The 12,869-nt window shown below is 56.2% G+C and carries 8 protein-coding genes; 7 read left to right on the forward strand and 1 reads right to left on the reverse strand.

The features are described from left to right. The first annotated feature begins 89 nt into the window (after positions 1-89). The 7 genes from Q3886_RS04230 to sdaAA all read left to right on the forward strand — a co-directional run bounded on the left by Q3886_RS04230 (position 90) and on the right by sdaAA (position 11,963). Positions 90-1,121: an ADP-ribosylglycohydrolase family protein gene (locus Q3886_RS04230; protein ID WP_301859920.1), complete on the forward strand. Its 1,032-nt coding sequence runs from the start codon at positions 90-92 to the stop codon at positions 1,119-1,121. 108 nt (positions 1,122-1,229) lie between these two features. Beyond that, positions 1,230-1,979 carry an IclR family transcriptional regulator gene (locus tag Q3886_RS04235; RefSeq protein WP_301859921.1) on the forward strand — a complete coding sequence of 250 codons (750 nt, stop codon included), beginning with the start codon at positions 1,230-1,232 and terminating at the stop codon, positions 1,977-1,979. A gap of 224 nt (positions 1,980-2,203) precedes the next feature. Next, a complete protein-coding gene (locus tag Q3886_RS04240; RefSeq protein ID WP_301859922.1) occupies positions 2,204-3,181 on the forward strand; it encodes a 4Fe-4S cluster-binding domain-containing protein in 978 nt (325 codons plus the stop codon). Between the two features lie 134 nt (positions 3,182-3,315). Next, positions 3,316-6,750: a PD-(D/E)XK nuclease family protein gene (locus Q3886_RS04245; RefSeq protein WP_301859923.1), complete on the forward strand. Its 3,435-nt coding sequence runs from the start codon at positions 3,316-3,318 to the stop codon at positions 6,748-6,750. After that, positions 6,716-10,369, forward strand: coding sequence for a helicase-exonuclease AddAB subunit AddA (addA, locus tag Q3886_RS04250; protein ID WP_301859924.1), 3,654 nt, complete (start codon positions 6,716-6,718; stop codon positions 10,367-10,369). The genes Q3886_RS04245 and addA overlap by 35 nt, the downstream gene beginning before the upstream one ends. 35 nt (positions 10,370-10,404) lie before the next feature. Beyond that, positions 10,405-11,064 carry an L-serine ammonia-lyase, iron-sulfur-dependent subunit beta gene (sdaAB, locus tag Q3886_RS04255; protein ID WP_301859925.1) on the forward strand — a complete coding sequence of 220 codons (660 nt, stop codon included), beginning with the start codon at positions 10,405-10,407 and terminating at the stop codon, positions 11,062-11,064. A gap of 11 nt (positions 11,065-11,075) precedes the next feature. Continuing rightward, positions 11,076-11,963, forward strand: a complete 888-nt coding sequence (gene sdaAA, locus Q3886_RS04260) for an L-serine ammonia-lyase, iron-sulfur-dependent, subunit alpha (protein WP_301859926.1) — start codon at positions 11,076-11,078, stop codon at positions 11,961-11,963. A 343-nt stretch (positions 11,964-12,306) separates the two neighbouring features. On the opposite strand, the gene Q3886_RS04265 is transcribed toward sdaAA, so the two are convergent. After that, positions 12,307-12,513 (reverse strand): hypothetical protein, encoded by a 207-nt coding sequence (locus Q3886_RS04265; RefSeq protein ID WP_301859927.1) that lies wholly within the window; start codon positions 12,511-12,513, stop codon positions 12,307-12,309. Between the last annotated feature and the right edge of the window lie 356 nt (positions 12,514-12,869).

The raw sequence follows: 12,869 nt of genomic DNA on the forward strand, positions 1-12,869 counted from the left end.
ATAAGCAGACAGAGCTAAATTTTAGATTATATCAAATGGAATAAAGTATGTAAATACTTTATTTTGCATTTTACAGGAGGTGTTTCGGAATGGACGGAGCAGAACGGTTTGCAGGATGCATGCTCGGCGGTGCTGCCGGCGATGCCCTCGGGTATTTGCTTGCTCCCCTGAGTTTGTACCGGATTCGTAAAAAATACGGACCCTATGGATTGCGGACAGTATTGAAACTGGAATCAAACGGCAAACAGGGCGTCATAGCCGACAATACACAGATGACGCTGTTTACTGCCGATGGCCTGCTGTGGGCCGACCATGACGGACTGACGCCTCAGGAAGGCCTGTATCGTTCGTATATGCGCTGGTACTATACGCAGACCGAACGGATTATTCAGCCTTTTCAGACGGCCTGGATGCATCGGCAGGCTCATGAAGAGCAGTATGACTACGACATGATGGCAGCAGCCTATCTGTTCTTCCGGCGGGGACCGGGCAAAGCCTGCCTCGTATCACTGGCGGCAGGCCATCCCTTTACGGCGGTCTGGCAGGCCAACCGGTGCCGGAGCAGCTCTGTTCTGCGCACGGCCCCGGCAGGGCTGCGGTATCAGGGCGATCCGGAAAAGGCTTTTGCCGTCGGCGAAGAAGCAGCTGTCCTTACTCATGGCAGCCCCAATGCGGCTATGGCTGCCGGTGCCCTCAGCGCCATGACGGCCCTGCTGGTACAGGGACAGGCCATGGAAACGGCGCTGAACGAAGTGGTGTCTCTGCTGCGCCGCCATGACGGCGGGGAAAAGCTGGCAGACAGCCTGCTGCAGACGGCTGGCGATGCCGTAAGCGGCGGCGATCCTGTTCAGGCCATGAAGCGCATCGGCCTGGGCTGGGATGCTGTAGAAGCCCTGCTCCTGTCCGTGTACTGCGTCATGCATGGGCAGACCCTGAAAGACGCCGTCATTCTGGCCTGCAATCAGGACGGCAACAGCGATGCCTGCGGCGCTGTAACGGGCAACCTGGCCGGTGCTCTGTACGGAGAACAGGCCGTTCCCCGCAGCTGGCTCAGCGGCCTGGACGGGGCGGCCATGGCCCGTCATCTGTCTCAGTGCCTGTATGAACGGTCTCTGGCGTAGCCCGCGTATTGACAGGGCGGCAATTCTACGTATAATGAATATACAGAACCATAAGTTGCAATAATTGTTGCAAAGAAGGGAACAGATTGCCGCTGCAGGGGGGATAGCATGATAGAATCAATTGATCGGGCATTAGCGGTTATGCAGCTGTTTTTACAGGAAGAAGAGCCGCTCAGCATTACGCAGATCAGCCGGAAACTGGGCCTTCATAAAAGTACGGTCAGCCGGACCATCGACACGCTGGAAGGACGGGATTTTGTCCGAAAAGATGAAGAAACGGGCAAATACTGGCTGGGCCTGCAGGTCTATTCCCTGGGAATGCTGTACCGGGAGAAGGAACCGCTCCAGAAGGTGGCCTATCCCTATGCCAAGGCCCTGGCCATGCAGTGCCGGGAAAGCGTTCACATGACGTCGCTCATTCAGACGGATGCGCCCTGCCCGCAGCATGTCATTCTGGAGAAGATCAAGTCGCCGCAGACCGTCGATATTGCGCCGCCTATCGGCTCCATTCGCCCCAGCCACTGCGCAGCTTCCGGCAAATGCCTGCTGGCTTATTCCCCAAAATACCGCGACCGCTATGTAGGCTGCAAGCTGCAGAAATTTACGGAATATACCATTACTGACTGGCAGGACCTGCTGCGGGAGCTGGAAGAAATTCGCCGCCGCGGCTATGCTGTGGAACGGGAAGAAGTCGAGCCGGGCATGGCCTGTGTGGCAGCGCCGATTTTTTCACACCATGAAATCCTGGCGGCTATCAGCGTTTCCTGCCCGCTGTCGCACATGACAGCAGAAACGGAATCCCAGATCATTCAGGCCGTACAGAAAACGGCTGCCGATATTACACAGGCCCTGCGCTGATATCCTGTTATGTATAGTGAACTATTTGCTATGCGATTTATGCTAAAATTGAATAAGTAATATGTATTTGACGGAATGGCGTTTTATGGTAAAATGAAGTGTGGACATATCCGTTTTTATAGTGTCTGTATGCTTTCATAAGAAAATCCCATTTATTTTTATGAAAGCGTACGGTGTGGGAGCGCATGGAAACAGTATGTCCGAGTTGAGGCGAAGAAAACAGGATGAACAGCATAACACAAACCAAGACGGAGTCGGCTTCAGTTGTCAGAAATCCGTACAAGACAAGGGACGGCGGCGCGACGGTAACTGTCTTTGTGCCGTATAATTGCCGCAATCACTGCCCATTTTGCATCAATAAAGAAGAATATAACGACATGACTGGTTTTTCTGCGGAAAAGATCTGCCGCAGCATTGCCAAAATGGACGCTATTACGCCATATTGTGACTTTGTATTTACCGGCGGCGAGCCCTTTGCCAACCTGGAATCGCTGCAGCACATGCTGGACCAGATACCGGAAACGCACAAGGTATATATCAATACGACCCTGCCGGTGTCGGAATTTCAGACGGAAGACGATATCGTAGCCTTTACAGAACGAAATCGCCATAAGATTACGTGCATCAACGTGTCGCGGCACATGCAGCACTATGTCGTCGAATCGAATGACCATCTGCTGAATCGTCTTGCCGTGCCGTTCCGCATTAACTGCGTCTTATATAAGAACTATCCGGCCCGGGAACTCGTGCCCTATCTGGAACGGTTCCATCAGATTCCCGGCGCGTCTATTCAGTTCCGTTTTGACTATACGGAAACGACGCCGGAAAACCTGTACGACGAAAGTCACGACGGAATTCTCCGCGATTTGAAGTACATTGCCCGCTATACCGGTCTGGATGGCTGCCGTATGCGCTGCGGATTCCATTTCGATTATAAAGGGATGGAACTGACCTATCACAAGACGCTGCCGTACAGCACCATTGTGGAAACGGATGCCCAGAGCGGCGTTACCTATGATATTTTGTATGATATTCTGATTAAGCAGAACGGCGATATTCATTCCGACTGGGATGGGACGCTGCTGGACGTCGACGCATACCGTCACGTCGTCTTTGAGCCCTATGATTTGAAATGGCTCCAGAAAGTACAGGCAGAAACGCCGTCTTCTTCCTATTTGCAGCGGGCCTGCGCCGTCATGTAAGCTCTAGTATAACCCTGGCACGTCTTCGGACGAGCCAGGGCTTTTTGCTGTACAGACAGTATTGCGTGTATGAAAAATATGATACAATATGAGTAGATTGTAATCTCGGAATACACAGGACAGGAGGAATGGCAGTGGCAGTAACGGTAGTATTTGGCAAAGGAAGCGGCGGAAAGACGCAGTATTGCTGTTCACAGATTGCAGCCTGGACGGCTCAGGGCGGCCGGGCGCTGCTCATCGTACCGGATCAGGCGTCGTATAATGCAGAACGGCAGCTGGCAGCTTCCATGCCGGGCCGCGGGTTTCGGGGCGTCCAGGTCGTCGGCTTTTCCCGTCTGGCCTACCGGGTCTTTCAGGAACGGGGCAAAGAACATGCGTCCCTGTCCGAGTTGTCCCGCCGTATTATGGTGCGGCGCATTTTGCGCCGCCATCAGGAGGAGCTGTCCGTCCTGCAGACTGCAGCCGGGCAGGATACGTTTGCTGCTTCAGCCAGTCGGTTTATTCTGGAATGCCGGTCTTTCTGCATTGGTCCGGAAGCGCTGCGGCAGGCGGCGCAGTCCCTGGGCGAGCAGACGCTGGCCAGGAAACTGCAGGATATGGCTGTGCTTTACGACGCATACGAGCAGTTTCTGCAGGACCATTTCGGCAGCGCCGATGACGTCATGACCTTGCTGGCCCGGGAAATCGGCTCCTATACGTTTCTCCAGGGTGCCCGCATCTGGGTAGATGGGTTTCAGTGGTTTACGCCGCAGCAGCTGGAAGTTCTGCGTCTTGCCGAAAAAGGGGCCCGTTCCATGACCATTACGCTGACCATGGATCCGGAACATTTGTCTGACCAGGCCCGGGAAACGGCGCTGTTTCACCGTCCCTATGAAGTATACCGCGATTTGCAGCACCTCTTTCCCCAGCTGGAAACGGTAACGGTCTCACCGCAGCCGGCAAAGGGAATCGCCCAGTTTGTAGCAGATTTTTTCCATGCTGTGCCCCAAAAGCGCACGGTGCCGGTCGAAGGCCTGTCCCTGTTGGAGTGCAGTACGCGGGAAGCTGAACTCGACGCCGCAGCCCGGCAGATTCTGGCCCTGTGCCGGCAGGGATACCGGTATCGGGATATGCTCATCCTGGTTCGCAGCGGCGATGTGTATCATCACGCAGCGGAACGGGTGTTTTCCCGCTATGGCATTCCCTTTTTCAGCGATTACCGCCGGCCCATGCTGTCCCATCCCGTAGCGGAAGCGGCGACGGCTCTGCTCGACGTCTTTCGCAGCCGCTGGTCCTATGATGCCATGTTCCGTCTGCTGAAATCCGATTTGTTTCCCATCAGCCGGGCTGATGCCGATGAGCTGGAAAATTACTGCCTGGCTTACGGTATTCAGGGCTATCACTGGCTCAGCGGCCAGGACTGGAACTATGGGCGAAATCCCTATCTCGAAGCCAGCCACAGCGTCGATGCCGGCGAAGAAGAGAAGCTCCGGAGAATCAATGCTATCCGGCAGGACGTGTGCCGCCGCCTGCTGCCGTTCTGGGAGGATGCACAGCACGACCATGCTCTGACAGAATGGTGCAGCCTTCTGTATCACTGGCTTGCAGCGCTGGAAACGCCGCAGACCCTGCGCCGCTGGAAAGAAGACGACGAAGAAGCTGGCGATTCGGAAGGCGCGAAAGAGCATGAACAGGTGTGGAAAGGGCTCCTTTCCTTCCTGGATGAAATCGTTCATCTCTGCGGTGACGATGTGGTGACGCTGGAAGAATTTTATACCATGCTGACTGATGGGCTCAAGGACCTGACGTTCAGCCTGATTCCGCCGACGCTGGATCACGTAACGCTGACAGCAGTGGACCGGGGCTATACGATGCGGGCCCGGGCCGTCTTTCTCTGCGGTGTCAATGACGGTATATTCCCGCAGCGATGCAGTGAAGAAGGTATTCTCAGCGATACGGAACGGCGCCGCCTGACTGCTCTGGGCGTCAAGCTGGGCCCAGGCGGGCGGTTCCGGTCGTTTCAGGAAAAATTCCTCTTCTATCTGGCTGTTACGCGGACAACAGAACGGCTGTGTATTTCCTACATCATGGCCGGCGAAGACGGCGATGCCCTGGAACCGTCGGCGTGGGTGCGGCAGCTGGAAGCCAATGGCTATGTCGCTGCCGTAACCCGCGTATCGGGCAGCCCCGAAGCAGGGCAGGAACGGGACTATCTGATGGCCATGCCGGCGGCCCTGGCGTGGCTGCCGGAAAAACTGCGCCCTGTTGCTGAAGGGGAGAAGACCGACAATATCTGGTGGAGTCTGTACGACTGGGCCTGCAGCCACGGATGGCATGACCGGGCCCGTCGTGCAGTACAGGGACTGTTTTACTCCAATCAGCCGGCGCCGCTGCCGCCGTCTCTCGTGCGCCGCCTCTATGCTCCTGATGGAACTCTGCGCGGCTCGGTGACGAAGTTCGAACAATACCGCAGCTGTCCCTTTGCCTATTTTTCCCGCTATGGCCTGAATCTGGAAGAACGGCCTATGTACCGCTTTGCCGCTCCCGATCTGGGCATGCTCGTTCACGGGGCGCTGCGCATTCTGGGCGACGATCTGCTGGCTCAGAAAAAGCAGTGGCATGACCTGCCGCCTGAGGCCATACCGGCCCTGTGTCGGGATGCGACGGAAAAACTGGCGCCCTATGTGCAGCACGATATTCTCATGACCAATGCCTATTTTGCTCATATCAAAGAACGGCTTATACAGACCCTGACGCGGACAGTGCGCCGTCTCTGCCAGTTCAGTGCCGTATCAGACTTTCATATGGAAGGACTGGAAAAATCCTTTGGCCGCAAGGGCAGTACGTGGGAAGCCCTGCGTTTTACCTTGCCGGACGGATTGGAAGTCATCGTGAGCGGCCAGATTGACCGCATCGACACCATGCGGTCAGGCCATACAAAATACGTCGTCGTTATCGACTATAAGTCAGGCCGGAAAAAGCTGGCTCTCGATCAGGTCTATGCCGGACTGGAACTGCAGCTTCTGACCTATATGTACGTGGCTCTGCTCAATATTGGCGGCGACGCCATGCCGGCAGCTATTCTGTACTGTTATGTCCGCAATGACAAGACGACCCTTGACCACGCCGTGACAGACGAAGAAAAGCAGCAGCTCTACGATAAAAGCAGCCGTCTCAGCGGCTTTTACCTGAATGACGGCACAGTCATGCAGGCTCTGGATACGTCTATGCAGGACTATTCTGCCTTTTTGACGATGCGCCTGAAAAAAGACGGCACTATGAGTAATTCCGGCAATACCATGTACGATGAACTGGGATGGCAGCATCTGCTGGACCTGGCGAAACGGCGCATTGTGGAAATTGCCGAATCCATCAGCGAAGGCGATATTGCCGTCCGGCCTTTGCTCCTGGGCTCGCTCAGCCCGTGCCGGTACTGTCCGTACCATGGGATCTGCCGGTTTGACGTGCAGCTGGGGGACAACACGTACGATACGACAGCCAATCTGTCTAAAGAAGAATTGCTGAAACGAATGGATGAAGAAGGAGGAGATACGCATGGCCTGGACACCGGATCAGCAGGCAGCCATTGACAGCCGCGGTCAGACCCTGCTTTTGTCGGCAGCTGCCGGCTCAGGCAAGACGGCTGTTCTTGTAGAACGTATTATCCGCCGCCTTCTCGACCGTACCCATCCGCTGGATATTACAGAGCTCCTGGTCGTGACCTTTACCAAGGCGGCGGCTGCGGAAATGCGGGAACGCATCGGCACGGCCCTGACGCAGGTACTGGCAGAAACAGGCGGTGCCGATGCGGAACGGCAGCTGGCACTGCTGCCGTCAGCCCATATTTCGACGCTCCATTCGTTCTGTCAGGACGTTATTCGCCGCTATTTCTATACGATCGACATGGACCCGTCTGTCACCATTGCCGGCGAAGAAGAACTGCGCCTCCTGCGGCGCAGTGTGCTGGAAGACGTCTTTTTATCGTACTATGAAGCGGAAGACAAGGCGCCTGTCCTGTATCCCCTGGTGGATATGTTCGGCAGCGACCACGGCGATGACGTCCTCATGGATACAGTCAGCCGCGTATATGATTATTCCCGCAGCATGCCTTGGCCTGACCAGTGGCTTAAGCAGGCTGCTGCTGCCTATGCCGTTCCTGACGGTGCGGCCATAGACGATATGCCCTGGTGCAGTCCTGTGAAGGACCAGATTCACCGCAGCGTCGAAGAACTGCTGCGGCGCTATGAAACAGTACTGCATGATATGGCAGGCCGTACGCCTTTTGCAGCTGCCCGGGAATCCTTTGCCGTTGAAGCCGACGGCCTGCGTACGATTCTGCAGCAAAAGGACTGGGACGATATGGCTCAGGCAGTCTGTGCCGTCGAATTTCCTCGTCTGAAAGGGCTGCGCGGCCTGTCTGAAGAAGATAAGGCCTTCTGGGAACGCTGCAAAGACATGCGGACTGCTGTCAAGAAAGAACTGACCGAGTCCATTCAGCAGCCCTATTTCTCGCTGGCCGGCAGCGAATGGCTCGACGGCATGCGGGCCATGAAGCCCGTCATGGATGGCCTCGTCCGTCTGACCGGCGATTTTGCAGCCGCCTACAGTGCAGCCAAACGGGAGAAAGGCTGGATGGATTTCAGCGATCTGGAACATTTCTGTCTCCGCATCCTCCTGGGGCCTGATTCGACGCCGTCCCATCCCGTCCCGTCGGCAGCGGCAGAAGAGCTGCGCCGTGAATATGCAGAAATTCTCATTGACGAATACCAGGATACAAACGGCGTGCAGGAACTGATTACGACCCTCGTTTCCCGGGAGCATAACCGGTTTATGGTAGGCGATATTAAACAGAGTATTTATCGCTTCCGCCTGGCTGACCCGACATTGTTCATGAAAAAATACGCCTCCTTCAGCCGCCAGAAAGATGCGGCGCAGCGGTGTATTGACTTGTCGAAAAATTTCCGCAGTGCCCCTGTTGTGCTGGATGCAGTCAATGCAGTCTTTTCCCGGGCCATGACGTCAGACGCGGCCGGCATGGCATACGGCGAGCGGGAGCAGCTCTATGCCGGCCGGGATAATCCGTCAGATCCACGCTGGGTTGGCGGCCCTGTCGAAGTCCACGTCGTCCATACGGGAAAAGACGACGGCCCGGTCAGCGGCGAAGAAATAGAAGCGCAGGAACAGACAGCCTTTCAGCAGGAATGTCAGGTCATTGCCCGCCAGATTCAGGAACTGAAAGGAAGCGGTCAGACCGTAGCCCGCAAAGACGGCACCATGGAGCCCCTGACATATCGGCATATCGTCGTCCTTCTGCGTTCCATGGCCGGCAAGGCCAGCGACTTGCTGCAGATTCTGCAGGCTGCAGGAATCCCGGCCTATGCTGAACAGAGCGGCGGCTATTTTGCGGCTATGGAAGTACAGTGCCTGCTTGCCCTGCTCCAGTGCATTGACAATCCCGAACAGGACCTGCCCATGGCTGCCGTCCTGCGGTCGCCTGTGGTCGGACTGAGTGATGCGTCTCTGGCTGAACTGCGCCTGTCCGGAGACCAGTCGCTGTGGCGCAATCTGCCGGACTATGCGGCGCTGCTGCCGGCAGGAGAAGAGAAAGAAGGGCTTTGCCAGTTTATACAGAACCTGCAGCACTGGCGGACCTACAGCCGCCGCCATGGCGTAGCCGAACTGCTGCAGGAACTGTACCGCCAGACAGGCTATTATGACTATGTCGGCGCCATGCCCGGCGGTGCCGTCCGGCAGGCCAATCTGCAGGCCCTGTACGACCGGGCCCGGCAGTACGAAGAATCGGGGTTCCGCGGCCTTTTCCGCTATCTGCGCCTTATAGACAAGATGAAAGAAGACGGCGTCGACCTGGCGCCGGCCAAAGTGCTGAGCGAACGGGAAGACGTCGTGCGGGTCATGAGCATCCACAAGAGCAAAGGCCTGGAGTTTCCCGTCGTCATCGTCGCCGATATGGGAAAATCCTTCAACCGTCAGGATATGCAGTCCCTCATCCTGTTTCACAACGTCCTGGGCATTGGCATTAAGCAGTACGACCCGGTGTGGCGCATGTCCTGGCCGACCTTGGCCTGGAACGGCATCAGTGCGCAGCTGAGCTGGGAAAGTACGGCCGAAGAAGAACGGATTCTCTACGTCGCCATGACCCGGGCCCGGGACAAGCTCATCCTGACCGGACACAGCTCATTCCTGAACCGGGACTGGCAGCGGTGGCGCAGCGGCATCAGTCCCGCCCGGGGACGGTCGTATTTTGACTGGGTTCTGCCGCTTCTGACAGCAGGACATGATGATGTATCGGCTGTCACCGAATCGCACCCTGCCGAATGGGACTGCGGCCTGTGGCATGTCGTCGTCGAGCGAGCCCCATCGGTCCTGACCGGCGGCGTGTCGGCCGAAGCGCAGCAGGCTGAGCCTCGTCTGGATTGCCTGCGCCGCGGCGTGCCGACAGGGACACCTGTGCCGGCCTGGCTGGACGAAGCACTGTCCTGGCAGTATGCCTGGCCTCAGGCCGTGCAGACGCCGGCTAAATTGTCCGTTACGGAAATCAAGCGGCAGTATAACCTGAGCCATGGAGCAGAAGATGTGGAAACCGATTCTCTGGCTGCCTCGGTTGTGCCCTCTGCATCGGCAGGCGGGGAAGACGACGATGCCTTTGCCCAGCTGCCGCCCTGGCTGGCAGGGGAACAGGAAGCCGCAACAGGGGCTCAGCGCGGGACGGCAACGCATAAGGTCATGCAGTATCTGGACATTGCTGCCGCCGGCACGGAAGAGGGCGTGCAGCACCAGCTGGCCCAGTGGGAGAAAGATGGCCTGTTTACGGCTGACGAAGTACATCTCGTCCGCATTCCCGCAGTCGTGCAGTTCTGCCAGTCCCCGCTGGGACAGCGCATGGCTGCCGCAGCGGAAATGCATCGCGAATATCCTTTCAGCGTCCTTTTGCCTGGCGGCGGCTATTTGCCCGACGTAGAGGACGGCGAAGGCCTTCTCGTTCAGGGCGTCATTGACTGCCTGTTTCGTGATGATAACGGCTGGGTTCTCGTCGATTACAAGACAGACCGCCTCCAGACAGCAGATGCCTTCCGGACACGCTATGCCGTGCAGCTCGCCCTGTACCGGCAGGCTCTGGAACAGCTCGGCGTGCCTGTGAGCCAGTCGTATATATATAGTTTTTATTTACATCAGACGATTGCTGTATAACCGTCTGATACTATGCGTTTGACAGGAGGTATACTATGGGAGTATTTGACGTCGTCGGGCCGGTCATGATCGGTCCATCCAGTTCGCATACAGCCGGAGCCGCCCGCATTGGCCTTATGGCCCGGGAAATTCTCAAAGACGAACCGCAGACGGCGGATATTACGCTGTATGGTTCTTTTGCCAAAACCTATAAAGGCCACGGTACGGACAAAGCCCTCGTGGCCGGGCTCCTCGGCTTTTCTGCTGACGACGTGCGTCTGCGCACGTCCTTTGAGCTGGCCCGGGAACAGGGACTGGCCGTCACTTTTCATCGCTCTGATGCCGAAGTAGATCATCCCAATACGGTGCGCATCGCTATGAAAGGGAAAACGGGACGGTCCATGGAAATAGTCGGCGTATCCCTGGGCGGCGGCAAAATCGAAATCCGCGAAATCAACGGCGCCAGCGTTGCCCTGAGCGGCGAAGAACACACGCTCATTACGGTGCACCGCGACAAGCCCGGCATCATCGCCCAGGCCACGACGATTATGGCCATTGGCCACATTAACGTATCCAATATGCGCGTCTTCCGCAGTGCCAAAAACGCCACAGCTGTCATGATCGTCTGTACAGACAGTCCGGTGCCGCCGGAAATGGTCAGCATGATTCAGAAGATTTCCGCCATTGAAAGTGTCATTACCTTGTTGCCCCTGTAGGAGGAACCGAAATGTATCAGTATGAATATAAAACGATCCATGAACTGCGTGAACGGGCGGCAGCCATGACGCTCTCCTTGTCGGACGTCGTCATCCGCCATGAAATGGAAACGTCGGAACGGACGGAACAGGTCGTGCGCGATCAGATGGAAAGCCGCCTGGCTGTGTTTCAGGAATCTATCGACGCCGGCCTGAAAGATACGGAAAAGTCTGTAAGCGGCCTCGTCGGCGGCGATGCAGATAAACTGCTTCACGGCCAGCCAAAGTTGTTGGGGCCCCTGGCTCGCAAGGCTGCCGTCTATGCTCTGGCAGTAAGCGAAGCCAATGCCAAGATGTTTAAAATCGTCGCCTGCCCCACGGCCGGGTCGTGCGGTATCGTGCCGGCTGTCATGACTGCTGCGGCTGAAGAACTGGGCACGCCGCGGGAAACTTGCGTCAATGCCCTGTTTACGGCATCTGGCATCGGCGCCGTCGTAGCCCGCAATGCCTCTGTTGCCGGGGCAGTCGGCGGCTGTCAGGCTGAATGCGGGACTGCTGCTGCCATGGGAGCAGCTGCAGTGGCTCAGATGGCCGGCGGGACAAATGACGAAATTCTGAACGCCTTTGCTTTGTGCATGAAAAACACGCTGGGACTGGCCTGCGATCCCGTAGCCGGTCTGGTAGAAGTGCCCTGTGTTAAGCGCAATGCCTGCTATGCTGTCCTGGCTATTACAGCCGCTGAAATGGCCCTGGCCGGTATTCAGAGCGTTATTCCGCCAGATGAAGTCATAGAGGCGATGAATGAAATTGGCCGCCTCATGCCAGTATCGCTGAAAGAAACATCGGATGCCGGTCTGGCCAAGACGCCGACAGGCAAGGCTATTGCGGCCCGGCTGGAAGCGGCTATGGATGCGGAGTAGATGTTCAAACATATAATGGGCCGGAAGGCGACGGCCCTTTGCTTTACGGTCTGGCAATAGTTTCATCACATATGCCGGTCGCCCACAGGCCGTTGTCCGTCTGCAGCAGAATCTACCCTGTCTCTCTGCCCAGTATGTCAATAAGAGTTGCGAATCAGCTTCTTGTCTGCCTGCAGAACCGCCAGACGGCCTATGGACTCCCTGTAGATGTGCTGGAACTGTCGTTTTCCGGAATGAGAGATTCGTATGGCACGGACAGGAGAATATGCAAAAAAAGAGAAGACGTCGCAGGAATGCGATATCTTCTCTTTTTTACAATAATCGGCTTATACATGAGTCTATGCTATTTTGAGACCGCTGCCGGACGGATCGTTGCAGTCTGTTCCCGGTATACGACTACCCGGCTGCGGGCAAAGGCCGGCCGTCCTTCGAGGCGGCGGTAAATCATCCGGCACAGTCCGGCCGGTACAGGCATATCTTTTGGCTGCCGCATAAATGCCAGCAGCAGTTCTGCTTCAAATTGGCTCAGATCGACGCATTGAGTCTTCATGGCAAGTATCATCCCTTTATCGCTACATACGGTACTCGGACAGGCAGAAAACCTGTCGATTTACTTATATTTTACTATATCCCAGGCCCGCTGACAAGAAAGGATGTTACCGTGGATAGTGTCAAGGTGTTGTGGGAGTTGGATGTCTTTCATTCATCTCCGCAGCCATTCACTCTTTTAAGCAGCTGCGACCTCTTCTTTAAACAAGAGCCGCAGTAATATCTCTTCAGTATGTTCCGCCTAATAAAATGAAAGCACTCTACTGGACAAACTCCCAGCCATTCGATACAATAAAAGTCGAGGCATTACACATACAACGGCAGGCGGTTAAATCTCGCCCTGGAAACGGGGTGGAG

It is taken from the genome of uncultured Megasphaera sp. (assembly GCF_958350005.1).
Lineage (GTDB): Bacteria > Bacillota > Negativicutes > Veillonellales > Megasphaeraceae > Megasphaera.